Here is a 24130-nt window from a genome sequence, read left to right on the forward strand (position 1 = left end):
ATTTTTCCCGTCCTGAAAAGCCCGGAGAGCGGCCTATTCCACGTTGAAACCGCCACCACAAAAAGAAAAAACGCGCCCCCCAGGACGCGCTTTTCTTCGACAGTCATATACAGTTTCAGACTGGCAGGTCTGATCAGGCCGCTTCGGCCTGTGCCGCATTGCGGCGTTCGCTCTCTTCGCGCGACAGCGCGACAGAGGTACGGACACCCCGGCCCACAAATTCCATCAGGCCGCCGACCACGCGTTCGTTCGGGTCGATGCCTGCACAGCTCAGCACTTCGCGCCCGTCGCGCGACCGTGCCCACCGAGCGATCTGCTCGGGGCCGTTACCATATTTCTTGTCATCGGCGATCGCATCATCAAGTGCCGCCAGCACAACCGCAGCAAACAGTTTGCGTGCACGGTTGCCTTGCTCGTTATTATATGCGGTGCCGTCAACGAAATCTCGCATCGTGCTTCCTTTTTGTTCTTGCTATTGCAATTTCGGCGTGACGCTCCTTATGGCGGAATTGTGACGATTCGGATAGCCTCCATACGCATATCTTTTATGCGCAATTTGCATAGCTCTCCGGTCCGTCACACGACATATCGTTGTCTTGCCAGCCGACTCCCTGCCAGATATAGGGGCGGTTAACAGTTCATCAACCACCCGAGAGGGATTTTTGTCATGCCCAAAATCAACGGTAACGAGATCCGCCCCGGCAATGTTCTCGAGCACAATGGCGGTCTGTGGGCCGCTGTCAAAGTCGATCACGTGAAGCCCGGCAAGGGCGGCGCCTTTGCTCAGGTCGAGCTGCGCAACCTGCGCAACGGCTCCAAATTGAACGAGCGTTTCCGCTCCGCCGACAAGGTCGAGAAGGTTCGTCTGGAGCAGAAAGATCAGCAGTTCCTCTATGAGAGTGACGGCATGCTGGTGTTCATGGATGCCGAAACCTATGAGCAGATCGAACTGCCCGCAGAGCTTCTGGGCGACCGTCGTCCGTTCCTGCAGGATGGCATGACCATCGTTGTTGAATTCCACGACGACGAGGCGCTGAACGCCACCGTGCCGCAGAAAGTCACCTGCAAAATCGTCGAGACCGAGCCAGTCGTCAAAGGCCAGACTGCCGCCAACTCTTTCAAGCCGGCGATCCTTGATAATGGTGTGAAGGTTATGGTGCCGCCCTTCGTTGGTCAGGACGAGATGATCATCGTCAACACCGAGACCATGGAATATTCTGAGCGCGCATAAGTAGTTAGCGCCAACATATCCAAATACGAAAAACCCCCACAGTCAGGCTGCGGGGGTTTTTTGTTGCTGTATAGGGGATGGGAAACCGCTCAGTTGTAGTCGATTTCGAGCTGGCGCAGCTCCAGACTGTGGCCGCATTCATCCATCATCTTGCCGTAGGCGGCGGTAAATCCGGCCAAAGACGCGTCCAGAACCATCTCGCCTGCGGCGTAGGGAACCACTGTCCGTACCTCCATCCGCTGACCGTTCTGCATCCACAGAATGCTGTTCAGCGCGTCCATCCAGCGGACCTGCGCGCTCGCCTCAGCGAGGCCTTCCTCGTTGATCTCGGCGTTGGCGATACCGTAGAACACCGCCTCCCGGTCGATCACAAATCCGATCGCCTGCCCATTCTGCACCTGCGTCGGATAGTGGCGCGGCGCGCTCTCAAACAGCTCCAGCTGCGGGTAGGTTTCCGGCGGGCCGACGTCGCCTTGGGTGACTGTCATACGCAAAAGAGGCAGCCCGTCGCCGCCGGTCCAGGCGGTGCAATCGCGCCAATCATGCTCCTCGGTGATGCGCATATCGGCGGCGACGGACCAGTCCTGATATTCCCAATAATCACTGGCGAGAGCGGGCAGGGGCAGCAGCATGAGCGTAAGGCAGGGGAGCAGTCGCATCTAATAATCCTCGTGAAAATGATGTCTGAGACATAGCTGCCCCAGGCCGCGCTCCCGCAGTGACGTCGCGTCACAAGCCGAGGGTGCAGCCACAGGATTGCCTCAGGTCTTAACCTGCCAGTCGATCCGCGCGTTTTGCGCACACATATCCGCCCCGGCGCGGTCGAATCGCAGATAGGCGATGGCCTGATCTCCGGCTTGGGTGAACAGCGTGCCGACGGGTTTGTCGGCGCGGCGGATCTCGGTTCCGATGGGGGCCTCACCCTCAACAGTGACGGTGGCCAGCCCCTTGCGCAGGGTGGTCTTGTGCTTCATCCGGGCGGTGACCTCCTGGCCGACATAGCAGCCTTTGCGGAAATCGACGCCGTTCAAGCGTTCAAACCCGGCCTCCAAGATATAGCTGTCCGGTCCCAGTTCGATGCCGGTTTCGGGGATGCAATGCGCCACGCGGATGGCGTTCCAGTCGCTGCCGTCATCCCCCGGCTGTGCACCATACATCCGCCAGCCCAGATCGGGGTGGCGCGGATCCGCCAGCGCGCCCTCAGGCGCAGGTCCGGTGCCCCGGCGCACGGCCAGATCGGTCTCTTCAATGGTCACTTTGGCGCGCAGCCGGTACATGGTCAGCCGTTTGGCCAGACTGGCGGCCAGGCTTTCGTCCACGTCCACCAGCAGATCATCGCCCTCAGCGGCGACAAAGAAATCCGCCAGATATTTGCCCTGAGGGGTCAGCATCGCGGCGTAGACCAGCCCCTGATCGACCTTGGTGACATCATTGGTGATCAGCCCCTGAAGGAAATCGCGGGTATCAGCCCCGGAGAGGCGCAAAATGCGGCGGTTGCTCATAGGTCAGGCTCCTGAAGGATCTCATAGGCAATGTAGGTCGCGAGGTGGGCAAGGCCTAGCCAAACATACGGCGGGCCAGTTTCTGGAACCAACGGGGCTGGTCGCCCCCTTCGCTGAACTGTCTGGGCGCCTGTGCGGCAACACCCTGGCGGTCCACCAGTGTCTTACCGTCCTGAAACTGCAGCCGGTAGAGATCGGCATAGATCCCGCCGCGTTCCAGCAGCTCCTCATGGGTGCCGTGATCCATCACCTGACCGCGTTCCATCACCACGATTTTATCGGCATTGCGGATGGTCGACAGCCGGTGCGCGATCACCAGCGTGGTGCGCCCGCCGGACAGTTTCTCCAGCGCCTGCTGCACAACCTTTTCAGATTGCGCATCCAGCGCCGAGGTCGCCTCGTCCAGCAGCAGGATCGGCGTGTCACGCAGCAACGCGCGGGCAATCACCACCCGCTGGCGCTGGCCACCGGACAGGGCCGAGCCACGCGGACCCACCAGCGTGTCCAGCCCATTGGCCAGTTTCGGCAGGAAGTCCGCAACATGAGAGGCTTCCAGAACCTCCTGCAGCCGCTCTTCACTCACATCAGTGCGCCCCAGAAGGATATTCTCGCGCAGGGTCTCGTCAAACAGCAGCGCCTCTTGGGTCACCACGGAAAACAGCCCGCGCAGGTCGTCCAGATCGAGATCGCGCACCGCAACGCCACCCACGGTCACTGATCCCTCCTGCGGGTCCACCAGCCGGGTGAGCAGGTTGAAGATGGTGGATTTCCCGGCCCCGGAGGCGCCTACCAACGCTGTGGTCTTGCCGGCCTCTGCCACCAGCGACAGATGGCGCAACACGTCCGAGTCGCCATAGCGCAGAGTGACATCGCTCAACGCCACCTCGGGCAGGCCCTTGGGCGGGGCGACGGGGTTTTCGGGCGACACCAGTTTGATCGGGGAGTCCATCAGCTCCTTGATGCGTTCCATGGCCGCCGCAGCCGCCTGCCAGGTGCCGCTGATCGAGGCCAACCGGCGCATCGGGTCAAAGGCCAGACCGATGGCGGTGAAAAAGCTCATGAACTCACCGACGGTTTTCTTACCCTCGATGATTTCCGCGCCGCCATAAAGCACCACGCCCATCACGCCCAGACCGGCCATAATGTCGATCATGCCGGTGGTGGAGGCCACCCCAAAGGAGGCGCGCACTTCTGAGCGGACGAACTGATCCATATGGCCGCCAAACCGGTCAGTCTGGTAGTCTTCAAGATTGTTCAGCTTGATCGGCACGATGCCGTGAAAAATCTCATCCAGCCGGGTGGAGAGCGATGCGCCAAGATCCCGCGCCTGCGAGGCCTTGCGCCGCACATAGCGCTGTACGGCAGCCAGCGGCAACAGCAGCATCGGCAGGCCAATCAACATGATCGCGGTCCAGCGCCAGTCAACGCTGATCGCCACCGCCAGCACCGCCACCATCTGCGTGACATCGCGGCCGGCACCGGTGATCAGCGCCTGCCAGACCGAATTGATCGCCATCACATCGCTCTGTACCCGCTGGATCAGAAAACCGGGCGGGTTCACCTGATGGAACGAGGGATCCTGTCGGATCAGTCGCGCCAGCATATCCTTGCGCATATGCGCGGCGGAGGTCTGGGAAATCTTGCTGAGGATCACCTTCTGGCAGACGCTGGACAGCCCCCGCATGGAAAAGATGATCAGAAACGCCAGGCTGACCCAGAACAGCGCCGTGGTATTGCCCGCGACAAACACCAGATCGAACATCGGCTGCATCATGTAGCTGAGGCCACCAACGGTGCCGCCCTCAATCAACATGAACAGGATCGCCAGCCCCAACAGGCCCATATAGTGGCGCAGATATCCGCGCCACAGCCATCCCAGTAACTCGCGCGAGGACATGTGCTCGGGCTTGCTTTTTATGGCCGGGGCCTCGCCTGCGGCGGGGAGGGGCGCCACGGTCTGATCCGTCGTCGGGACAGCGGCCGCCTTGGACGCTTCCGTGACGGGGGCCGTGTCCGGCGCTGCGGGAGAGGGGGTCTTGGGGTCAGTCTTGGGCAAGGGGCACAACCGATGTGGTTTTTTCTGGCACTGACATCCGCGTCAGGCCTGCGCCATTTAAGCAGCTGGGGGCAAAGGTGCAAGCGTAGCGCCGCTTTTGCTGCCATGCTTGGCGCCGGACCGACAGCCGTTGCGCAGCTTGCATCAAATCCTACAAGGCAGGCTTTGCAAGGGGTTGCGGCCCCGGCGTGCCCGCGCCACAGTCCACCAACAACAGGGCAGAGCCTCAACACAGGAGTGCAGAATGACAGCGGATGTTTCCCTTGCCGCCGGGCGCGGATATCTGGCGATCCCCGGACCTTCGGTCATTCCGGACGCTGTGTTGCAGGCCATGCACCGTCCCTCTCCCAACATATACGCGGGCGAGCTGGTTGAGATGACCGCCACGCTGATTCCCGATCTGCGCCGTGTTGCGCGGACGGAGCATCATGTGGCGATCTATATCTCCAACGGCCATGGCGCCTGGGAGGCGGCGTTGCAGAACACCTTGCAGCCCGGCGATACCGTGCTGGTGGCCGCTTCGGGCCGCTTTGCCATCGGCTGGTCAGAAATGGCCGAGGCGCTGGGGATCAAGGTGGAGATGCTCGATTTCGGCACCGGCGCGCCCTGGGACATGGACCGCATCGCCAGTCATCTGGCGGCAGATAGCGCGCATCGGATCAAGGCGGTGCTGGCGGTGCATGTGGATACCTCCAGTTCTATCCGCAACGATGTGGCCGCGATGCGTGCGGCGCTGGATGCCTGCGATCACCCCGCATTGTTGATGGCCGATTGTATCGCCTCGCTGGGCTGTGACCGGTTTGAGATGGATGCCTGGGGAGTCGATGTGATGGTTGCCGCCTGCCAAAAGGGGCTGATGGTCCCTGCGGGTATGGGATTTGTGTTCTTCAGCCCGAAGGCCGCCGAGGCGCGTGCCCGCCTGCCACGGGTCAGCCGCTATTGGGACTGGGAGCCGCGCGCCAACCCCGTAGAATTCTATCAGTATTTTGGCGGCACCGCGCCGACGCATCATCTCTATGGTCTGCGGGCCGCGCTGGATCTGATCCACGGTGAGGGGATGGAGGCCGTCTGGGCGCGGCATCATCGCTTGGCACAGGCGATCTGGGCGGCCTGTGACCGCTGGGGCGACGGCGGTCCGCTACGGATGAACGTGCAGGACGTTGGTTTGCGCTCCAATGCGGTAACCTCGCTGCATCTGGGCGGGGATGACGCCACCCGACTGCGCACGTGGGTGGAGCAGACCCTGGGTCTGACGCTGGGCATTGGCCTTGGCATGGCGCCTCCAAACAGCCCGGAGTGGCACGGGTTCCTGCGGCTGGGCCATATGGGCCATGTGAGCGGTCAGATGATCATGGGGCTGCTGGGCGGTGTTGATGCCGGGTTGAAGGCGCTGGAGATCCCGCATGGATCCGGGGCGCTCGAGGCGGCCTCACAGGTGATCGCCGGGGCCGGTGCGACGGCGGTTCCAGCATCACCGGAACTCTCTGCTGTGGGCAGCTGCTGCGGGTGATCCGCAGCAGGCCCTGGCACAGTCTCAGCCGTTGCGCGCCCGCTCCAGCGCGACGGGCAGCGCGCGGGCAAAGGCGTCCAGCTGATCCTCCGGCCCGCAGCTGACGCGGATGCAACGGTTTTGCGGCGCCGCAAAGGGCATCCGTACAAACACGCCCTGATCCACCAGACCCTCCAGCACCGATTTGGCAAAAGCGCCATCCGCTCCGCAGTCGATGGCTACGAAATTGGTGGCTGAGTGCAGGGGCGTTAGCCCATTGTCGCGGGCAATCTGCGCAATCCGGTCGCGCGCGGTGGCAATGCGGCCAAGAACCTGGGCCAGCCACGCCTGATCCTGCAGGGCCGCCAGCGCGCCAATCTGGGCGGTGCGGTTCATGCCGAAATGATTGCGCACCTTGTTGAAGGCGGAGATCAGCCCGGCCTCTGCCAGCACATAGCCCACCCGCGCACCGGCCATGCCATAGGCCTTGGAAAACGTCCGGGTGCGGATCACGCGGGGATCATTGATGTCGATGGGCAGGGCGGTGCCGTCGGGGGCGCAGTCGATATAGGCCTCGTCCAGCAGCAGCAGGCAGCCCTCGGGCAGGGCGCCCATCGCCGCCAGCAGAACGGCGCCGCTGTGCCAGCTGCCCATCGGATTGTCAGGATTGGCGAGATAGACCAGCTTGGCATCCACCTCCGCCGCCTTGGCAAAGAGCGCGGCGGGGTCTTCGTGGTCGTCCTGATAGGGGACGGTATGCAACACGCCGCCAAAGCCCGCGACATGATAGTTGAAGGTTGGATAGGCGCCAAGCGAGGTGACCACCGCATCGCCTTCGCCAATCAGCAGCCGCACCAGATAGCCCAGCAGCCCGTCAATACCTTCGCCAATCATGATGTTCTGGGGCGCAACACCGTGATGCGTGGCCAGCGCCTGACGCAGGTCATGGCTTTCGGCGTCGCCGTATTTCCAGATTTCGCCCAGCGAGGCCTGCATGGCCGCAATCGCCTTGGGCGAGGGGCCAAAGATATTCTCATTCGCGCCCAGCCGCGCCGTGAAGGGCGCGCCGCGCTGGCGCTCCTGGGTTTCCGGCCCGACAAAGGGGACCGAAGCGGGGAGGGAGTGGGCAAGCGGGGTGTAACGTGGCTGTGTCATGGGGGCAGATAACGTGATCCGGTGCGTCCGGGCAAGCGCAGGCGACAGGGTGCAGGTCTGCCCCGGCGTTACGCTGGATCACTGCCGGGATCCGGGGCAGTCTGCGGCCAAGAGAATTTCCGAGAAAGAGGGGGCCAACATGGCACGGGTATCGGTAGAGATCGAAGACCACATCGCACGGGTGACATTGACCCGCGGTGACAAGATGAACGCGCTGGACAGCCAGATGATCGAAGAGATCATCGCCGCCGGTGAAAGCCTGATGGACAGCAAGGCGCGGGTGGTCGTGCTGTCGGGCGAGGGCAAGGCGTTCTGCGCCGGTCTTGATCTGATGAGCTTTGCCCAGATGGGGCTGAAAAACCCCGAAGAGTGGCTGATGAGCCGCTCTCATGGCGATGCCAATCAGGTGCAGCAGGTGGCAATGGTCTGGCGTCGCCTGCCGATGCCGGTGATTGCCGCCATCAATGGCGTCGCCTTTGGCGGCGGGCTGCAACTGGCGCTGGGGGCAGATATCCGTATTGCTGCGCCCGATGCGCGGTTTTCAGTGATGGAGATGAAATGGGGGATCGTGCCGGATATGGGCGGCATGGTGCTGCTGCCGCAGCTGTTGCGGTCCGATGTGCTGCGGCGGCTGACCTACACGGCGGAGAAAGTGTCGGCGCCACAGGCGCTGGACTGGGGGCTGGTCACTGAGCTGGCCGAAGATCCCATGGCCCGCGCCCATGAGCTGGCGACAGTGATCGCAGGGCAAAGCCCCGCCGCCATCCGCGCGGCAAAAGCGCTGATTGAGACCGCCGAGACCAGTCAAGACCGCGCCGAGGTGCTGCTGGAGGAATCCCGCGTTCAGGTCGGTCTGATCGGCAAGCCTGAGCAGATGGAAGTGGTCGCCGCCCAAATGCAGAAACGCGCGCCCAAATTCGACTGAGCCCGACGTCAGTCCGATCTGAAATGAAAGAGAGCCGCGCCGGGATCTGACCGGCGCGGCTCTTTCTTTGGTGTCCTACCCCGTCAGGGGCGGCGTAATCGTCAGATCGAGGCGCGATAGATCTTGTCGATGTTGGAGCCTAGCGCTGCGTTGTAGTCGTCATCGCTCATGGCGACATTCAGACCTTCGGTCAGGGCACGGCTGAAAGAGGCGATCATGGTGCTGTTCTTCGCCAGCTTTTCGCAGGCATCATCGGTGGTGTAGCCGCCGGACAGGGCCACGACGCGCACCACATTGGCATGGGCGGCGAGATCGTCATAAAGACCGGCCTCGGTGGGGATGGTCAGCTTCAGCGCCACTTTGGTATCGGCGGGCAGGGCGTTCAACTCGGCCAGAATCGCGTCTTTCAGCAGGGCTTCTGCCTCGGCTTTGGTGGCGGAGTTGATGTCCACCTCCGGCTCGATGATCGGCAGCAGACCGGCAGCGGCAATCTGGCGGCCGACGATGAACTGCTGGCCGACGACATTGTTGATGCCGGTGGCATTGGCGCCCTTGATGACCGACCGCATTTTGGTGCCGAAAATCCCGGCCTTCACGGCGCGCGACAGCAGGGCGTCCAGATCGGGCATCGGTTTCATAGTCTGGGCGTCGTCCGCCTCGTCTGCGAGGCCCTTGTCCACCTTGAGGAACGGAACAACACCGCAATTGTCCCAGAGGTAGGCAGGCACCGGCGTGCCGTCGATCGCCGCATCCATGGTTTTTTCAAACAGGATCGCGCCAAGGATCTTGTCGCTGTTGAAATCGGGAGCGGTGATGATGCGGGCGCGCATTTTCTGGATCTCACCGAACATCTCGTCATCATTGCCATAGGCGTCTTCGGTCACACCATAAAGCGCCAGCGCTTTGGGGGTGGAGCCGCCGGACTGATCGAGCGCCGCGATGAAGCCCTTGCCGTTTGCGATACGATCAAGCTGTGCGGTCTGGGTCGAGGTTTCTTGCGCCATATGTCGGGTCTCCACGAAAAGGGATTGTCTGTCTGGCACCGTCTATACCGCGCCTGCGGCAGGAAACAACTATTAGCATCAGGTGGTTGCGCTAACGCCTCCGCTAACAATGGTCACAGGTGGCGGTGTTGAGCAAATCTGTGCAGCTGGGCGGGCGCTGCGATTGCCAAGAGCACGCTGTGGCGCGCAGGCAGGAAAAAAGGCAGACCGTGAGGGCCTGCCTTTTAATGGTGTAGTGATCTGTGGCGCCTGAGGCGTCGGGTGTCAGACCAGACGCGAGGCTTCCTTGGCGGCGCGGACGAAATCGTCGAACAGCGGGTGCGGATCAAACGGTTTCGATTTCAGTTCCGGGTGGAACTGCACACCGATGAACCAGGGGTGATCAGACCATTCGACGATTTCCGGCAGGCGGCCATCGGGAGACATACCGGAGAATTTGAGGCCGCAGGCCTCCAGCTGCTCGCGGTATTTGGTGTCGACCTCATAGCGGTGGCGGTGGCGTTCCTCGATCTTGGTGGTGCCATAGACCTCGGCCACTTTGGAGCCTTCGGCCAGTGTGGCGTTGTAGGAACCCAGACGCATGGTGCCGCCCTTGTCGTCATCGACCTTGCGCGCCACGGTGTGGTTGCCCTGCACCCATTCTTTCAGGTGGTAGACCACCGGTTCAAAGCGTTTTTCGCCGGCCTCATGGTCGAATTCTTCCGAACCCGCCTCGGAGATGCCGGCCACGTTGCGGGCCGCTTCAATCACCGCCATCTGCATGCCGAGGCAGATGCCCAGATAGGGCAGCTTATGCTCACGGGCATATTGTGCGGCCTTGATCTTGCCCTCGGTGCCGCGCTCGCCAAAGCCGCCGGGCACCAGAATGGCGTTATAACCCTGCAGATAAGGGGCGGCGTCTTCCTTGTCGAACAGCTCGGCATCGACCCATTCGATCTTCACCTTCACGCGGTTGGACATGCCGCCATGGGTCAGTGCCTCAGCGATGGATTTATAGGCGTCTTCCAGCTGGGTGTATTTTCCCACGATGGCGATTTTGACTTCGCCTTCGGGGTTGTAGATGCGGTCGGCCACATCTTCCCAACGCGACAGCTTGGGTTTCGGGGCAGGCGCAATGCCAAAGGCATCCAGAACTGCCTGATCGAGACCTTCGCGGTGATAGGCCAGCGGCGCCTCATAGATGGATTTCAGATCCTGCGCGGCAATCACGCTGTCGGCGCGCACGTTGCAGAACAGCGCCAGTTTTTCGCGTTCCTTATGCGGGATCGGACCCTCGGAGCGGCAAACCAGAATATCGGGCGCCAGACCGATGGAGCGCAGCTCCTTCACCGAGTGCTGGGTCGGTTTGGTCTTCAGCTCGCCTGAGGCCTTGATGTAGGGCAGTAGGGTCAGGTGCATGAAGATACACTGGCCCCGCGCCTTGTCATTGGCGAACTGGCGGATGGCTTCAAAGAAGGGCAGCCCTTCAATGTCGCCGACGGTGCCGCCAATTTCGCAGAGCATGAAATCCACCTCATCTTCTCCGATAGAGATGAAGTCTTTGATTTCATTGGTCACATGCGGAATGACCTGAATGGTCTTGCCGAGGTAGTCGCCCCGACGTTCCTTTTCCAGCACGTTGGAATAGATCCGGCCCGAGGAGACCGAGTCGGTCTTGCGGGCGGCCACGCCGGTGAAACGTTCGTAGTGGCCAAGGTCGAGATCGGTTTCGGCGCCGTCGTCTGTCACGAAGACTTCGCCATGTTCGAACGGGCTCATCGTGCCCGGATCGACGTTCAGATAGGGGTCCAGTTTGCGCAGACGGACGGAATAGCCGCGTGCCTGCAGAAGTGCCCCAAGAGCGGCGGATGCCAGCCCTTTGCCCAGAGATGATACAACACCGCCAGTAATGAAAATGAAACGCGCCATGAGTGTTCGGCTGCCCCCGTGAGAAGTCAGAATTCAGCTGCCCGGCGGTTGCAGAAACCGCAGCATCACGGGGCTTTACGTATAAAGGATTCGCGCAAAATGCGCAAGCAAGCCGCAAGATGCTGTTACGGCTGCTTTTGTTCATTCTAAGTGTAGTGGATTCTCGCGAATCCCGCGTCAGACGCAGTGGTCATTGTCGGATCTGCCCAAAGCGGTGAGATCCGCTGGGCTGATCCAAAGGTCCGGACCCGGAGGGCCGGGTTTAGTCTGCGCTGGGAACCAGCGGTGCGTTGTCGCCCTGAACCGGTGGCAGCAGATCGCTGCCGAGCGGTGCTTCGGGTGCATCAGCAGCACCCTCTGCGGCAGGGGCGCTCAGGCGGTCTGCGACCGAAGAGCCTGCGGATTTCTGTGCTGCCAGAATGGTCAGCGTGATCGAGGTGCCGATAAAGGCGACCGCCAGGATCCAGGTCAGCTTGCTCATCGCGGTGGCTGCGGCCCGGCCGGACATGGCCCCGCCACCGCCGCTGCCCATGCCAAGGCCGCCGCCTTCGGAACGCTGCAAGAGGACAACGGCAATCAGCCCCAAGGCCAGAAGAAGATGGATGATGAGTACGACGTTTTCCATAGGATCCTACGGCGGTTGGCTGAGTATCGGGCGGTAAATAGGGAAGATTGCTCTGAGGGGCAAGGGCTCAGTTTGCCGAAGCGCGGAGAACGCAGGGCTGTGGCTGCCGGGTGGGCCTAAATCTGCGAAAAACAGCGCAGGATCGAAGAGCGGGCGAGGATAAGGGGGCAGCATCGGGGCGGGCCGGTTGTGCCTGGCATCAGCCCTGCTGATCACATCCATGACGGATTGTGACTGGACAGGTTTGTGCTGCGGCGGGCAGTCTCGCCATATGCCTCATGATCACGCCGACGCCCCGCACAGCCTCTTGCCCCCGGACCCTGCCTTGCGCGTCAAGGCGCTGGAAACCCTGCTGACCGAGAAGGGTCTGATCGATCCCGCCGCTCTGGACGAGATCATCGACACCTATCAAAACCGCATTGGTCCTGCGAATGGCGCGCGTGTGGTGGCACGGGCGTGGAGCGATCCGGATTTCAAGGCCGCGCTGCTGGCTGATGCCGACCCGGTACTGGCTGAGCTTGGGTATTATGGCCGTCAGGGCGAGCATATGGTGGTGGTGGAGAACACGCCCGAGCAGCATAATATGGTCGTCTGCACCTTATGCAGCTGTTACCCGTGGCCGCTGCTCGGCATTCCGCCGGGGTGGTATAAATCGGATGCCTATCGGTCCCGCGCCGTGCGCGAGCCGCGCCGGGTGCTGGCGGAGTTTGGCGTGACCCTGCCCGAAGGCACATCTGTGCGGGTTTGGGATTCGACCGCCGAGCTGCGCTATCTGGTGCTGCCAATGCGACCCAAAGATACCGAAGGACTGAGCGAGGACGCGCTGGCGGCATTGGTCAGCCGCGACAGTATGATCGGCACGGACATCCCTGAGGCGCCAAGATGAGCCGGGTCCATGACATGGGGGGACGATTCGGTGACGGGCCGGTGAAGCCCGAACCGCAGGATGCGCCGGTATTTGCCGAAGAGTGGCACGCCCGTGCGCTGGCGATAACGCTGGCCTGCGGCGCGTTGGGGCAGTGGAATATCGACACCTCGCGTCATGCCCGCGAGCGCTTGGCCCCCTTGGATTACACGCGGTTTTCCTACTACGAGAAATGGCTTGCGGGCCTGGCGAGCCTATTGGTCGAAAAACAGGTGCTGAGTGCTGAGGATCTGGCGGGGGCTGCTGCGGCGGCTGGCGATGGCACGGGCGCAGAGGGCGTGGCCCCGCATCCGCTTGCGGCCCGTGCCCTAAAGGCGGCGGATGTGGCCGCAGCACTTGCCAAGGGTGGCCCGGCAGATCGCCCCAGCCTAATTGTGCCCAGCTTTGCCCCCGGTGATGCGGTGCGCTGTCGCCGACCCGGCGGCAACCGGCTGGTGGAGGGCGGCCATACGCGGCTGCCGACCTATGCGGTGGGGGCCACGGGGCACATCCTGCGGCTGCATGGCCGTCATGTGCTGCCGGACAGTGCCGCGCATGGGTTGGGGGAGGCGCCCGAGCCGCTTTATGCGGTGGTTTTCCCGGCTGATGCATTGTGGTCCCATGCCGAACACCCGGGTGATGAGGTGGTTCTGGATTTGTGGCAAAGCTATCTGGAGCCGGTATGAGCGCATTCGACACATCGACGGCAAACCGCCCGGAACCGGCCTTTGATCAGCCCTGGCACGCGCAGGTCTTTGCGCTGACGGTACATCTGAATGAAAACGGGGCGTTTTCCTGGGGTGACTGGGTGTCGCGGTTTTCTGCGACGCTGCGCCGTCACGGGCTGGCGAAGGATCTGAATGGTGGCGAGGATTACTTTGCCGCCTGGCTGGAAACGCTGGAGCAATATCTGGCGGAGGCCGGCACCGTCGCGGCCGAGGAGGCCGAAGACATGCGCCGGAAATGGGAGGTTGCCTACCTCGCAACGCCCCATGGCCAGCCGGTGCGGCTGGCAGAACCTGCGGTGCAGGAAGGCTGAGCCCGCGTTCCGCGTTGCGGGCGCGCAGGGCCTCTACGAGGGTGGCCAAACATGGGGTCCGACACTGCGGTGACACATCGTGCTGTGCCGGGCTTTTTTAGTCTTGAGGTCTCCGGTCTGCTATCTTGGTTTTTTTGATGTCTCTTGCGGACGAAGAGGGCGGCGCCGCCGCTGAATCTCTGGTCAGGCCCGGGTGAGGCCTGGCGGACAGGATATCCTGATCTGCCTCCGCATTGCCTGGCGTGCCAACTGCGATCTTACGCAGCACCATGCGGATGCGGAGCCAATCTTGGGTCGTCTTGGTTGGTGGCGCAGCAGGGCGGTTACTCCGGTTGCGCTGGGGTGATCGATCAGCGGTCAGTCTGGCAGAGATGTGGGTGAAGAGCATGAAGAGGGCGCGCGGTGGGTGCGCAACGGGCGGGTGTGACGATGGGGAGGATGCGCGGGGAGCGACGTTTGCAAAGTCTTGGGGTCTGATAGCCGGCCGACGACCCTACGCTGCATGAGCTTTGCAAGAGGCCGCCATTCGCTGCAGGTGCAGCCGCCAAACAGAACGGACTGGAGGGGATGCGGACAAACCCGCCTTTTGTCCGTGCGGCCAGTGCTCATGCAGACAACCGTTGCACTGGCAGCGTGGCGTTTGCGGCGGTACAGCGGATTTTCTCAAAGCAGCCGCTCACGCATTGCTTAGATTTTCAGCTGATTGGTGTCCGGATCACAGACAAGTAGGGCCGGGTTTTCAGCAAGGCGTTCGGAGCTGAGCGACCCGAACTCTGTTTCTGATGATCAGGCTTGATCAGACTTTTTAAGTTGTAAGAAGCTCATCGCCGCAAGAAATGCAAAGAAGGCGGGATCCGACCAGCCAAAGCCGGTAAAGACACCAATCATGGCGGCATATAGCGTTACGATAAACCCAAGCGCATTGGTTGCCATCAGCCCGGTCAGGAGCCTCCGGATGGTTGCCCCATCGGTCACATCCCGAAGCAGGAACCCGAGAATGGCAATCCCTCCAAGGAAAATGCTGTTGTGCTGGGACAGGAACCAAGCATAGCGGTCATTCAGCTCCACGCCGTAGTTTGGCCACAGAAAGCCGGGCAGGAAAAAAAGTGCAAAGGCGAAGAACGCGTAGATTATGCTGTGAAGGGTTAGGAAAGTTCGGTTGCTCATCAGAAAGCTCATTTGCATTGTTTCAGACCGTTTCTCCCAAGGGGGCATGGGTGATCGCACTGAGGTCTTCCATGATATCAAACACATGATCTGACGCTACAGTAACACCGATGGCTTCCAACCGCTGCACGTGCATCGCTTTGTAGGTTTCCAGCGCCGCGAGATCCCGGAAAAGGTAGGTTGAACCGAAATCACCGGTGCTTTCATCCAAGGTCCAGATCTTCCAGATCACGCCGGTTTCCTGTGCAATGCTTTCGGCCAACCGATTGGTATCTTGAAAAAACTCTTCGTTCATCGGTCCGTCATAGGTCATATGCAGGTCCCAGATTTTCATCGTACTCATTGGTTCTATCCTTTCGACGTGCCTGGCCTTGGCGAGGTGTGTGGCAGAGCGTGCCGTTTCCATTGCCAAGTAGGGTAGTTCGAAATAGTTGTTAGATGAACAGGGTCTTTTAGATCGCAGTGTTAGGATTATCGAACAGTGAAGCGGAATGAGTTGAACGATGTGTCGATATTCGTGGCGGTGGCCCACGAAAACGGTTTTCGCGCAGCTGCCGACAAGCTGAAACTGGGAGCGGGATCAGTTAGCGAAGCGGTGCAACGGTTCGAAGACCGCCTCGGCGTGCGCCTGATCGAACGCTCGACCCGGACCATAGCCTTGACCCAAGCAGGGGAGCTGCTTTATCGCCGCAGTCTGCCCGCGATTAACGACCTGGAAACCGCGCTGAAGGATGTGCATGATCTAAACGAAGATATTTCGGGCACGCTTCGGCTGACTGCACCGACTGCTACGGGTCAATTGTTTCTGGATGCTCTGATCACAGGTTTTGCCAAAGAGCATCCGGCGATGACGATTGAACTCATCTATGACGAAACCAAGGTCGACCTCGTGACCAGCGGGGTTGATGCTGCAATACGTGCCGAGACCCTACTTGATCCTGACACACATGCCATCGCAATTGGCCCCACACAGGAGATGATGATCGTCGCATCCCCCGACTATCTAGCGAAAGGTCCGCACCTTAAGGAACCGGCAGATGTGGCGGCACATGGAGGGGTGTGTTTTGCCTTTACTGGTGCCAACAATCTGGCCCCCTGGGTGTTTACAGGCGCAGACGGTCCCTATTCGGTTATGCCGCGCCCCAAGCTTGTTACCAACGACGTGACCTCCATCCTTGAAGGCGCAAAGGCGGGACTTGGGCTGGCCTATATCTTTGCAAGCTCTGCCGAATGCTCGCTGGAAGACGGCAGCTTGGTTCAGGTTCTGGAAGGCCGGGCCGCTACGTTGCCAAGATTTTCGCTTAACTACCTATCGAAGCGCAACATGCCATCCCGCGTCCGGACATTCGTTGATTTTGCGAAACGGCACAAATTATAAAACGCGATACCGCGCATTGTTGGTGCTCGTCCGTCGAACCTGGCCTTTTGAGCTGACCCGTAGGCCGTTAAGGTGCTAGACTTGTACAGCCGCAGCATCAAAGCCTTTCCGCGGTGAAGGATCAACGTCGACCTGCGGCAATGCGGCAGCAGAGTTGCAGCGAACCCGCACCAGATCCAACCGGCCTGATGACGCCAGGCAGCCCTTTCACGACATTCGCACCAAGCGCAGCGCGCACTTCGCTGCAGGCGCGAAGCATTTGGGCCATTTTTTCAAAAGCCGCCATTCAGCAACCGGCGGCGGCTCTGGCTGATGCTGCGGGTTGCACCGGGGTTACCAAAGCGCAGGGAGCGGGCTTTGCAAAGCATTGATCGCCTCCCGATTTCAGCCCTTCGCGCCGCTTGCCGGGAGCCGCGATCACGGCCGCCGGACAGAGTTTCCGTGGGCGATGATCTGATTGATCAGAGCGGCTGCTGCCTTGTGAGCTGCGATGTCTGCATCCGTACCGGCGGCGTTTTCATGTGAGGCTGCAGCGTCACGAAGGATTCCGGTGATTTCATGCTCCGGCATCACTTGGAGGTCATTCATGGCAAGCAGCAGCGCCTCGCAAATTGATAAGGCGGCCATTCCAGCCTTGTCGGAATACTCAGTCATCCTGCATTTTCCTTTCTTGCATTGCATATCAAGCCAATGTGGCAGACTGGTGATCAAGGGCATCTTTGCAGAAAACGGAGTATGCTGGACTGATCGAGAGCAGCCCTGTCCTGCGGGCGTTCCGAAATGCTGTGTCTGTCCAGGGGGGGCCATGAACGCCATTAAAAATAGCCCGTTTACAAGAAAGCTATCAGCTTTTGCCGTATTGTCAGAAGATGAGCTTGCCGTGCTGGAGCGTTTGCACCAGCGCCGCAGAACGTTTGCTGCCGGGAGCGATCTTGTGCATCAGGGGCAGCCGGAACAAGCTGCCTATATTCTGTCCTCCGGCTGGGCCTGCTCCTATAAAATTCAGCAGGAGGGGTCGCGCCAGATCGTTGACTTCCAGATTCCGGGTGATTTTCTGGGATTGCGCAGTGTTCTTCTGCGCACCTCTGACCATAGCATTGAACCTATCGTGGAGATCGAAGCTGCGGAAGTTCTGGCAGAAGACCTTCTTGGGGCATTTGCCGATACCCCAAGGCTGGCGGCAGCCATACTATGGGCCGCGTCCCGGGATGAAGCAATGGTGGTGGAGCATCTTGTGGGACTTGGGCGCCGTGATGCGGATGCCCGAATGGCGCATTTCCTGCTGGAACTGGGTGCAAGGCTGGCTCTTGTCGGGATGGGAAGCAAGGCGGGCTACGCCTGCCCGTTAACGCAATACCATCTGGCCGACGCGCTGGGACTGACCGCAGTTCATGTGAATCGTGTGCTGCGCCAACTGCGGGAACGAGACCTGGTCACTTTCCGCGACGGTTATGTGAAGTTCGGCAGTTTTGACCGCCTGGTGGCACTGGCGGATTTCGATCCGGGATATCTGGATCAGGCTGGGCCGCTTCTGAAATGAAGCGGCTGCCTTCGGGTGAAACCTGGGCGGCCGGAAAACCAGTCCGGAATAAGACGGCTACACCAGGGCTAGTTTTGCCGCATCAAGCTCCTTGTACATTTCAGCATCGTTTTCCTCGCTCTGCGCCAGCTCGGCCAGCCGGTAATGCTTCCAGGCGGTGTCTTTCCGTGGCCCGGCAGGAGCCCTTTCGCAGGCAGCCCTGACAGAGGCCAGTTTTATGGACATCTCTCTTGTTTCAGGTGTCATTCGATTGTCCTTTCTTTGGCGTTCGCGGAAAATAAGAAGCGCGAACCATATGCCGAGCCAAATTAGGCCGGCACATCCTCCGCGCTTCTTGGCACTCGTAATACCCCCTCTGGCAAATACATGGCCAGTCCGAGATGCTTAGCTGGATCCCAATCAGTGCGCACTGACCTAGGTTAGCTAGCGGCGCTGCGTTGCGGAGGCTTGTCAAAAATCAGGCTTTCTCCGTCAGCGGAAGACGCGGCCGATTGGGGCCAGGCTCCGGATCATCTTATGGCTTCAGGTCACCCTATACCCGGGCAGAGAACAGCGGCTGGGAAGCACCCGCCTCTGCGGTTGATCAAAACCACACATGGAACCGCCCAAGCTGGAAAAACGGCAGGCGCTAACATCGATCAGCACGGGCACATTCCTTTCAGCTTAAAGTCTTGATGACACTCAGCGCTGCCGTGATCTCGCGCAACAGGTTACGAGGCGCCCCGCGGCAGCAGCTGCAAGCAGCCGCCACACAGGACATCAATGAGAAACAGGATGAACACACGGTCGTCCAGACTGATGGTGACGTTTTCCCATCCGTTTGCCTTAGCTGGCTACGCTGACGAACTTCCTGCGGGTGGGTACGAAGTTATCGTGGAAGAGGAGCTTATTCAGGGGCTCAGCTTCGAGGCTTACCGAACCACAGCAACTTACCTGCTGGTCCATGGCAGGGGCGGCCGCTCGGGGCGGACCGAACTGCGCCTGATCACTCAGAAGGATTTGGAAACGGCGCTGAACCGCGACAGCGAATTCCACACATGACTACAATCATAGCGAGGCGGCGCTTTCTCCGCAGGAGGACCAGAAATGACTTATCCCGAATGGCTGAAACCCGGTGTTTACGGTGCCTTGATTGGCGCGGTTTCTATAACTATTGCCGGTTTTTCCTGGGGCGGCTGGGTGACAGGAGGTCATGCAGAGGCAATGGCAAGCACCAGATCCCATGACGAACTGATTGCAGCCTTGGTGCCAGTGTGCGTCAACATGGCCAAGACAGACACCGACCGGATCGCCAAGCTGGCGTCAATCCAGGAAACGATGTCCTTCAAACGCCGGGACGCGGTTATTGCAACGGGCTGGGCAACAGTTCCGGGCGCTGAAACGCCAAACCGTGATCTGGCGCAGGCTTGTCTGGCCGGGCTGGAATTAGATGCATCGTAATCTTCTTCCACCAATCCCGCGTCTTCGTGCCAACGCGGAGAACTTCAGCCGGGTGATGGAATTACGACGTTTTCTGCACTCAACGATCAAACGCATTGTTGTGGTGTTCGGGCTGCTGGCAGCCTTCATTCAACCTGCATTCTCAGAGACGGTTGCTCTTTCAGTGCCAGAGAATGCACATAAAAGCAGTTACGGCGATGGCTGGGAATGCAACCGGTCTTACCGGGCGGTCGGCAGCACCTGTATAGCTGTCGTCGTTCCGCAAAATGCCTACCCCACACACAGAAGCTATGGTCCCGGGTGGGAATGCTCACACGGGTTCATTGAGGCCGAAGGGGCGTCCTGTGCTAAAGTCTTTGTGCCCGAAGGCGGGTATCTTGCCCCCTCAGGAACTCGGTGGAATTGCCTCCGCGGGTATAGAAAAATCGACGATTTCTGCCAGAAAATAGTTCTGCCGCCTGACGCCTATCTGACCAACAGCACACACGGGCCAAGCTGGCTATGCGACCGCGGTTTCGAAGCCAAAGGCGACGCCTGCGCAGTTATCGAAGTTCCAGAACACGCCTTCCTGAATGCATCGGCTTATGGTCAGCGGTGGACATGCGAGCGCGGCTACGCAGTGTCCGGTGACCACTGCATCCTGATTGAACTGCCGGAAAATGCACATCTTGCCAGAACGGGTAACCGTTGGGAGTGCAACAAGAATTTTCAGCAGAAGAAAGGTCGCTGTGTTCTGAACAACTAGGCGTCACACCCCCGGCTGCCGACCTGGCAGCATCAATACCTGCGTCATGGACACCAACGCCCTGAGCGCGGGCCTCTCAGAAGGAAATTCCATGGAAACCGCAGTCAAAGCGGAAAGGCCGGTATGGCAAAATGCCAGCGGTCCGCAACCACGATCATCTGAGCACTCTCAGGAACCTGGTAAATCTCCTGCGGCGCGCCCCCCAACCGCAATCGTGTATTGCGAAGGGAATTTCGCACGTGTTGACGGCAAGACAGCAAACGGGCTTGTCCGACACTCACAAGCCTATCGCATACTCTCGGTGGTCGACAGTGATCACGCAGGGGGTGACAGCGGGCAGATCCTTGATGGCACCCCGAACCACATACCAGTCTTTGGCGATCTTGAAACGGCGGTTACTCATGAGGCCGTCATTCCTGACACGCTGATCTATGGGATGGCTCCGTCAGACGGAAAACTGTCGGCAGATGACCGCCGTGTTGTGCTGGATGCAGTATCTTTGGGGATGAACATTGTCAGCGGGCTGCATGAATACCTCAGTGACGACGCGGAGATCGCCCTGGCAGCCAAATCGCGCAATGTCTCCCTGCGCGATATCCGCAAACCCCGGAACAGCAAGGACATGCGTCTGTTTGACGGCAGTGTCGCGAAGGTGAAGGCAATCCGCATTGCTGTGCTGGGAACCGATTGTGCGATTGGGAAGCGGACGACGGCAACGCTTCTCGCACGCGAACTGAATGCGCAGGGGATCAAGACGGTTCTGGTTGGCACCGGCCAGACCGGCCTGATGCAGGGGGCCAAATACGGCGTGGCCATGGACGCGGTGCCGCCGCAATTCTGCTGCGGGGAACTTGAAGGGGCCATTGTCGCGGCATCCGAAGGTGAACAGCCTGATGTCATTCTGATCGAGGGCCAGGGCGCACTCAGCCATCCGGCATTCTGCACGTCGGCATTCATTCTACGCGGCAGCCAGCCCGACGCGGTGATCCTTCAGCACGCCCCCAAGCGGGCGCACCGTTGCGACTTTCCAAACATGGCCATGCCTGATCCCGCTGACGAGATCGCCTTGATTGAAGCCTTCGCGACCACAAAGGTGATCGGCGTCACACTCAATCACGAGGGGATGACGGACGTCGAAATCACTGCCGTGATCAAGGAACATGCCCGCAACCTGAGCCTTCCTGTCAGCGATGCCCTTAGCCGACCTGCCGCGCATCTTGCCGAAATTGTCCTGTCGGCATACCCCCGGTTACGGCCGATGCCTGTTGCGGCAGCGCTATGACCGCACCGCGTATCAAAATTGACCTGCACAAAATCCGCGACAACACGCGATGCCTTGTTGAGCGTCTGAAACCACTCGGAATTACCGTCACAGGGGTCACAAAAGGCGTCTGCGGTCACCCTGGTGTTGCAAGGGCGATGCTGGACGGCGGCGCGATCGGATTGGCAGATGCGCGGCTTGCCAATGTAAGACGCATGCGCAAAGCAGGGCTGACCTGTCCGATCCTGATGATCCGGACCCCAATGCTGAGCCAGGCCGGGCAAATCGTCGAAACTTGTGAAGCAAGCTGCAATACAGAGACCAGCGTTATTGCAAAGCTTGCCGCTGCGGCCCTGCGCAGAGGCATCAGTCACGAGATAATTCTGATGGTGGAAATGGGGGATGGGCGGGAAGGTATTATGCCCGAGGATCTGACCAACGCTGCCCTTCACGTCACCAGAACGCCGGGTGTGCTTCTCAAGGGTATTGGCGCAAATTTCGCCTGTCTGGCTGATGCAGCCCCCACATCTCAGGCGATGGCAGTACTTTCATCGCTCGCCGATGAAACCGAGGGGGCATGCGGCCCCTTCGTCGAAACAGTTTCTGGGGGAAGTTCCGCAAACTTGTCCTGGGCTCTTGATGGCGGGCCCGCAGACCGGATCAACAATTTGCGCATAGGCGAGGCCATCCTGCTGGGAACCGACCCTGTTTCGGGACACCCGATCAGCGGGCTTCATACAGATGCCTTCATACTGCTGGCCGAGGTGATTGAAACAAAAATCAAATCAAAGCCGGTACCGCTGAAATTATCCGACCCGGCTCTCTCGGCGCTGAGCCTGGTGCCAGGCAATCATTGGACAACCCGCTCGATCCTGGCCCTCGGGCTGCAAGACACCGACGCTGCCGGGCTGACCTTTCCAGCGGCTGTTATCTTTGCCGGTGCGACCAGCGATCACATTGTGGTTGAGACGACCAATTGCCCCCTGCGCATCGGCAGCGAGATGTTGATGAAAATGAGCTACAGCGCCCTTGCGCGCGCCATGGAAGCCCCCGATGTTTCAAAGGTATTACACAGAAACAGACCATTGACAGAAGGTGCTGCCGGTAGCCGCAATGGTCGGATTACTGAGCTTTTTTGATCCCAGCGTTTCCTTAACAGAGTTGCTTCAAACCGGGATCAGGGGCCCCCGTCTGTGGCGTTCCGTGGCAAATGATGCAGAGAATGGCTATACTATTGTAAATCGCGCATCTTTCCGTGCCGCGCCGCTGGCATGAAAATGGCTCCGGCCGTCAGGCGATCGCAACATCTCTCTCAAAGACCGGATGGCTCATGTGGCGGCCTTCGTGTGCCATTCATAACCCCGGAAATGCCCAATCCTGCTGTTTGATGGTCAAGGAAACCGTCAAGCGGCTGAGACATGCACGCTATGGGCCGCGCAATAAAGCACAGCAGCAGAGGAGAGATAAATCAATGGATCAGCTCAGCAGCAGGACCGTCGCAGTATTTTCCCGATCCTTCACCTTGCCGGGTTTTGATGAGGCACTCCCCGCGGGTGAGTATGATATTGAAACCGAATTATCCGCACCGCCTGACCTCTTGAACCCTCAGGCCTGGAAGGCTTCGGTACTGGTGCATCTGCATCCCCGGAAATCACATCCTGGTCTGACGAGGAGCCTGGTCGTTTCGTTGGCGGATCTCGACAGCGCCCGGGTCAAAGACAAGCTTTCGGGAAAAGAGCTGTCGGCGTTCCTTTTCGAGGAAATGCTTGCCGATCCAATGGTGCGCCTTGTTATGCAATCCGACGGTGTCTCCGAAACTCAGATCCGGCACCTTTACTCTGGTTTGGGAATATCAGAGACGGATGGCGAACAGCATGACTAGCAGTTTGGGTACATGCGGCAAAAGGAGCGGCTCTGAATGATGGAGGTAGGCCAATCATGACCAATACCGATCAAAATGAAGTATTCTTGGTTCCGGCCCGCAGAGACGTACCGCGGGAGCGCCAGTGCCTGCGCTGCAACACCGCGTTCTGGAGTGAAGGGTTCGGTGAACGGATCTGCCGACGCTGCAAAGCATCGAATGTATGGCGCAACGCCGTTCCGGTAAGGTCCGGTTCACCTCGCCGTCACTGAATGTTCCAGTTAATGACAACTTTCTTGTGCTTGCTTCGAGCTTTGTGGGAAAGGTGAAGGTCTGTTTCGACGAATTCGGGGCGACTATTGGGCGTTTGCTTTGGCTGCTACCGACATTGGTCTTAGGAGCGGGAGCGGCGGTTGAGTCCGGCTCATCGTTAGCAGGTCCGGGCTGCAGCGAAAGAACGGTCTGAAGTCCGCACCTCAGAATGGCTTTGAATAGCCGGTCTCGCAACATCGGTTGCGACGCAGCGATGAGCGTGCCGCGCCTGCAAGCGAATGCTGCGTCAGCAAACACTTGTAACGACAATGGCAGCAATGTCCCGCACTGTATGAGTTCACCGGTTCCAAAACCTCGTAGTCGCAGCGAATGGCCGGACCGGCGGGCTGCGTCGCAGCAGAAACCCTCGGCCAGTCGCATCAAACGGCTGAGTTTGCAAAAGGCGCTATCTGCGCATCTCTAACCTTCGAGCGGGGTGCAGCATCGTCCTGGCCAGCTGAGCTAGCCTGAAGGTCCGCTCTCGGGAAGTCTGGCGGGATCCTTCGCGTCTGCAGCGAGGGCGTCGCAGGCCTCGTGCGATTGTCCGAATTGGGCTGCGAGCCGTCGTTCACGTTTGATGTTCTGACT

Annotated in this window: 26 protein-coding genes; 14 read left to right on the top strand and 12 right to left on the bottom strand. The window is 59.9% G+C overall.

Annotated elements, in window-relative coordinates:
• Positions 1-133: 133 nt before the first annotated feature.
• Positions 134-451 (bottom strand): DUF6280 family protein, encoded by a 318-nt coding sequence (locus J4721_RS15110; RefSeq protein ID WP_008207990.1) that lies wholly within the window; start codon positions 449-451, stop codon positions 134-136.
• A 216-nt stretch (positions 452-667) separates the two neighbouring features.
• Between J4721_RS15110 and efp the strand changes: the two genes are divergently transcribed.
• A complete protein-coding gene (efp, locus tag J4721_RS15115) occupies positions 668-1231 on the top strand; it encodes an elongation factor P (RefSeq protein ID WP_014875305.1) in 564 nt (187 codons plus the stop codon).
• An 89-nt stretch (positions 1232-1320) separates the two neighbouring features.
• On the opposite strand, the gene J4721_RS15120 is transcribed toward efp, so the two are convergent.
• From J4721_RS15120 to J4721_RS15130, 3 genes are all read right to left on the bottom strand, one after another.
• A complete protein-coding gene (locus tag J4721_RS15120) occupies positions 1321-1890 on the bottom strand; it encodes a hypothetical protein (RefSeq protein ID WP_102855015.1) in 570 nt (189 codons plus the stop codon).
• Between the two features lie 102 nt (positions 1891-1992).
• Positions 1993-2733, bottom strand: a complete 741-nt coding sequence (locus tag J4721_RS15125; RefSeq protein WP_211002956.1) for a folate-binding protein YgfZ — start codon at positions 2731-2733, stop codon at positions 1993-1995.
• A 55-nt stretch (positions 2734-2788) separates the two neighbouring features.
• Complete coding sequence (locus tag J4721_RS15130; protein WP_211003048.1) at positions 2789-4630, bottom strand: ABC transporter ATP-binding protein; 1842 nt, start codon at positions 4628-4630, stop codon at positions 2789-2791.
• A 403-nt stretch (positions 4631-5033) separates the two neighbouring features.
• On the opposite strand from J4721_RS15130, the gene J4721_RS15135 reads away from it, so the two are divergent.
• Complete coding sequence (locus J4721_RS15135; RefSeq protein ID WP_211002955.1) at positions 5034-6299, top strand: alanine--glyoxylate aminotransferase family protein; 1266 nt, start codon at positions 5034-5036, stop codon at positions 6297-6299.
• 24 nt (positions 6300-6323) lie between these two features.
• Here J4721_RS15135 and J4721_RS15140 read toward each other — a convergent pair whose 3' ends face one another.
• The gene (locus J4721_RS15140; protein WP_211002954.1) at positions 6324-7433 is read right to left on the bottom strand and encodes a pyridoxal phosphate-dependent aminotransferase; all 1110 of its coding nucleotides are present in this window, start codon (positions 7431-7433) and stop codon (positions 6324-6326) included.
• A 139-nt stretch (positions 7434-7572) separates the two neighbouring features.
• On the opposite strand from J4721_RS15140, the gene J4721_RS15145 reads away from it, so the two are divergent.
• A complete protein-coding gene (locus J4721_RS15145) occupies positions 7573-8358 on the top strand; it encodes a crotonase/enoyl-CoA hydratase family protein (protein ID WP_211002953.1) in 786 nt (261 codons plus the stop codon).
• A 101-nt stretch (positions 8359-8459) separates the two neighbouring features.
• Here the strand turns inward: J4721_RS15145 and J4721_RS15150 are convergent, their stop codons facing one another.
• The 3 genes from J4721_RS15150 to secG all read right to left on the bottom strand — a co-directional run bounded on the left by J4721_RS15150 (position 8460) and on the right by secG (position 11895).
• A complete protein-coding gene (locus J4721_RS15150; RefSeq protein ID WP_211002952.1) occupies positions 8460-9362 on the bottom strand; it encodes a fructose bisphosphate aldolase in 903 nt (300 codons plus the stop codon).
• A 264-nt stretch (positions 9363-9626) separates the two neighbouring features.
• Positions 9627-11270, bottom strand: a complete 1644-nt coding sequence (locus J4721_RS15155; RefSeq protein ID WP_014875297.1) for a CTP synthase — start codon at positions 11268-11270, stop codon at positions 9627-9629.
• Between the two features lie 262 nt (positions 11271-11532).
• Positions 11533-11895, bottom strand: coding sequence for a preprotein translocase subunit SecG (secG, locus tag J4721_RS15160; RefSeq protein WP_211002951.1), 363 nt, complete (start codon positions 11893-11895; stop codon positions 11533-11535).
• 271 nt (positions 11896-12166) lie between these two features.
• Between secG and nthA the strand changes: the two genes are divergently transcribed.
• The 3 genes from nthA to J4721_RS15175 are packed head-to-tail and all read left to right on the top strand — an operon-like array spanning position 12167 to position 13838.
• Entirely contained in the window at positions 12167-12781 is a 615-nt protein-coding gene (gene nthA, locus J4721_RS15165; protein ID WP_044040802.1) for a nitrile hydratase subunit alpha, read from the top strand.
• Positions 12778-13485 carry a nitrile hydratase subunit beta gene (nthB, locus tag J4721_RS15170; protein WP_211002950.1) on the top strand — a complete coding sequence of 236 codons (708 nt, stop codon included), beginning with the start codon at positions 12778-12780 and terminating at the stop codon, positions 13483-13485. Before nthA ends, nthB begins: the two co-directional genes overlap by 4 nt.
• A complete protein-coding gene (locus tag J4721_RS15175) occupies positions 13482-13838 on the top strand; it encodes a nitrile hydratase accessory protein (RefSeq protein ID WP_211002949.1) in 357 nt (118 codons plus the stop codon). The genes nthB and J4721_RS15175 overlap by 4 nt, the downstream gene beginning before the upstream one ends.
• A 786-nt stretch (positions 13839-14624) precedes the next feature.
• Here J4721_RS15175 and J4721_RS15180 read toward each other — a convergent pair.
• Together J4721_RS15180 and J4721_RS15185 are read right to left on the bottom strand one after the other, a co-directional pair.
• Complete coding sequence (locus tag J4721_RS15180) at positions 14625-15005, bottom strand: hypothetical protein (RefSeq protein ID WP_211002948.1); 381 nt, start codon at positions 15003-15005, stop codon at positions 14625-14627.
• A 22-nt stretch (positions 15006-15027) separates the two neighbouring features.
• Positions 15028-15348, bottom strand: coding sequence for a monooxygenase (locus J4721_RS15185; RefSeq protein WP_014875291.1), 321 nt, complete (start codon positions 15346-15348; stop codon positions 15028-15030).
• A 162-nt stretch (positions 15349-15510) separates the two neighbouring features.
• Between J4721_RS15185 and J4721_RS15190 the strand changes: the two genes are divergently transcribed.
• Positions 15511-16383 (top strand): LysR substrate-binding domain-containing protein, encoded by an 873-nt coding sequence (locus tag J4721_RS15190; protein ID WP_371816078.1) that lies wholly within the window; start codon positions 15511-15513, stop codon positions 16381-16383.
• Positions 16384-16800: 417 nt separating this feature from the next.
• Here J4721_RS15190 and J4721_RS19790 read toward each other — a convergent pair whose 3' ends face one another.
• Positions 16801-17037, bottom strand: a complete 237-nt coding sequence (locus tag J4721_RS19790; protein ID WP_211003046.1) for a hypothetical protein — start codon at positions 17035-17037, stop codon at positions 16801-16803.
• A gap of 151 nt (positions 17038-17188) precedes the next feature.
• On the opposite strand from J4721_RS19790, the gene J4721_RS15195 reads away from it, so the two are divergent.
• Entirely contained in the window at positions 17189-17923 is a 735-nt protein-coding gene (locus tag J4721_RS15195) for a Crp/Fnr family transcriptional regulator (RefSeq protein ID WP_027246852.1), read from the top strand.
• Positions 17924-17980: 57 nt separating this feature from the next.
• Here J4721_RS15195 and J4721_RS15200 read toward each other — a convergent pair whose 3' ends face one another.
• Positions 17981-18169 (bottom strand): hypothetical protein, encoded by a 189-nt coding sequence (locus J4721_RS15200; protein ID WP_027246853.1) that lies wholly within the window; start codon positions 18167-18169, stop codon positions 17981-17983.
• 528 nt (positions 18170-18697) lie between these two features.
• Between J4721_RS15200 and J4721_RS15205 the strand changes: the two genes are divergently transcribed.
• The 6 genes from J4721_RS15205 (at position 18698) to J4721_RS15230 (ending at position 23251) form a co-directional block, all read left to right on the top strand.
• The gene (locus J4721_RS15205; RefSeq protein ID WP_247656141.1) at positions 18698-18964 is read left to right on the top strand and encodes a hypothetical protein; all 267 of its coding nucleotides are present in this window, start codon (positions 18698-18700) and stop codon (positions 18962-18964) included.
• Between the two features lie 45 nt (positions 18965-19009).
• Positions 19010-19363 (top strand): hypothetical protein, encoded by a 354-nt coding sequence (locus J4721_RS15210; RefSeq protein WP_014875288.1) that lies wholly within the window; start codon positions 19010-19012, stop codon positions 19361-19363.
• A complete protein-coding gene (locus J4721_RS15215) occupies positions 19353-20108 on the top strand; it encodes a hypothetical protein (protein WP_247656142.1) in 756 nt (251 codons plus the stop codon). Before J4721_RS15210 ends, J4721_RS15215 begins: the two co-directional genes overlap by 11 nt.
• Positions 20109-20409: 301 nt before the next feature.
• Positions 20410-21390, top strand: coding sequence for a DUF1611 domain-containing protein (locus tag J4721_RS15220; RefSeq protein WP_371816079.1), 981 nt, complete (start codon positions 20410-20412; stop codon positions 21388-21390).
• On the top strand, positions 21387-22508 hold the full coding sequence (locus tag J4721_RS15225) for an alanine/ornithine racemase family PLP-dependent enzyme (protein WP_211002945.1): 1122 nt from the start codon (positions 21387-21389) through the stop codon (positions 22506-22508). Before J4721_RS15220 ends, J4721_RS15225 begins: the two co-directional genes overlap by 4 nt.
• 332 nt (positions 22509-22840) lie before the next feature.
• Positions 22841-23251: a hypothetical protein gene (locus tag J4721_RS15230; RefSeq protein ID WP_061049194.1), complete on the top strand. Its 411-nt coding sequence runs from the start codon at positions 22841-22843 to the stop codon at positions 23249-23251.
• Positions 23252-24130: the final 879 nt, after the last annotated feature.

Source organism: Phaeobacter sp. HS011, from assembly GCF_018101215.1.
GTDB lineage: Bacteria > Pseudomonadota > Alphaproteobacteria > Rhodobacterales > Rhodobacteraceae > Phaeobacter > Phaeobacter inhibens.

Bases quoted from the DNA above. Each gene is read 5' to 3' on its own strand.
- J4721_RS15110 (WP_008207990.1), bottom strand. From the start codon at position 451: ATGCGAGATTTCGTTGACGGCACCGCATATAATAACGAGCAAGGCAAC.
- efp (WP_014875305.1), top strand. From the start codon at position 668: ATGCCCAAAATCAACGGTAACGAGATCCGCCCCGGCAATGTTCTCGAG.
- J4721_RS15120 (WP_102855015.1), bottom strand. From the start codon at position 1,890: ATGCGACTGCTCCCCTGCCTTACGCTCATGCTGCTGCCCCTGCCCGCT.
- J4721_RS15125 (WP_211002956.1), bottom strand. From the start codon at position 2,733: ATGAGCAACCGCCGCATTTTGCGCCTCTCCGGGGCTGATACCCGCGAT.
- J4721_RS15130 (WP_211003048.1), bottom strand. From the start codon at position 4,630: ATGTCCTCGCGCGAGTTACTGGGATGGCTGTGGCGCGGATATCTGCGC.
- J4721_RS15135 (WP_211002955.1), top strand. From the start codon at position 5,034: ATGACAGCGGATGTTTCCCTTGCCGCCGGGCGCGGATATCTGGCGATC.
- J4721_RS15140 (WP_211002954.1), bottom strand. From the start codon at position 7,433: ATGACACAGCCACGTTACACCCCGCTTGCCCACTCCCTCCCCGCTTCG.
- J4721_RS15145 (WP_211002953.1), top strand. From the start codon at position 7,573: ATGGCACGGGTATCGGTAGAGATCGAAGACCACATCGCACGGGTGACA.
- J4721_RS15150 (WP_211002952.1), bottom strand. From the start codon at position 9,362: ATGGCGCAAGAAACCTCGACCCAGACCGCACAGCTTGATCGTATCGCA.
- J4721_RS15155 (WP_014875297.1), bottom strand. From the start codon at position 11,270: ATGGCGCGTTTCATTTTCATTACTGGCGGTGTTGTATCATCTCTGGGC.
- secG (WP_211002951.1), bottom strand. From the start codon at position 11,895: ATGGAAAACGTCGTACTCATCATCCATCTTCTTCTGGCCTTGGGGCTG.
- nthA (WP_044040802.1), top strand. From the start codon at position 12,167: ATGCCTCATGATCACGCCGACGCCCCGCACAGCCTCTTGCCCCCGGAC.
- nthB (WP_211002950.1), top strand. From the start codon at position 12,778: ATGAGCCGGGTCCATGACATGGGGGGACGATTCGGTGACGGGCCGGTG.
- J4721_RS15175 (WP_211002949.1), top strand. From the start codon at position 13,482: ATGAGCGCATTCGACACATCGACGGCAAACCGCCCGGAACCGGCCTTT.
- J4721_RS15180 (WP_211002948.1), bottom strand. From the start codon at position 15,005: ATGAGCAACCGAACTTTCCTAACCCTTCACAGCATAATCTACGCGTTC.
- J4721_RS15185 (WP_014875291.1), bottom strand. From the start codon at position 15,348: ATGAGTACGATGAAAATCTGGGACCTGCATATGACCTATGACGGACCG.
- J4721_RS19790 (WP_211003046.1), bottom strand. From the start codon at position 17,037: ATGACTGAGTATTCCGACAAGGCTGGAATGGCCGCCTTATCAATTTGC.
- J4721_RS15195 (WP_027246852.1), top strand. From the start codon at position 17,189: ATGAACGCCATTAAAAATAGCCCGTTTACAAGAAAGCTATCAGCTTTT.
- J4721_RS15200 (WP_027246853.1), bottom strand. From the start codon at position 18,169: ATGACACCTGAAACAAGAGAGATGTCCATAAAACTGGCCTCTGTCAGG.
- J4721_RS15205 (WP_247656141.1), top strand. From the start codon at position 18,698: ATGAACACACGGTCGTCCAGACTGATGGTGACGTTTTCCCATCCGTTT.
- J4721_RS15210 (WP_014875288.1), top strand. From the start codon at position 19,010: ATGACTTATCCCGAATGGCTGAAACCCGGTGTTTACGGTGCCTTGATT.
- J4721_RS15215 (WP_247656142.1), top strand. From the start codon at position 19,353: ATGCATCGTAATCTTCTTCCACCAATCCCGCGTCTTCGTGCCAACGCG.
- J4721_RS15225 (WP_211002945.1), top strand. From the start codon at position 21,387: ATGACCGCACCGCGTATCAAAATTGACCTGCACAAAATCCGCGACAAC.
- J4721_RS15230 (WP_061049194.1), top strand. From the start codon at position 22,841: ATGGATCAGCTCAGCAGCAGGACCGTCGCAGTATTTTCCCGATCCTTC.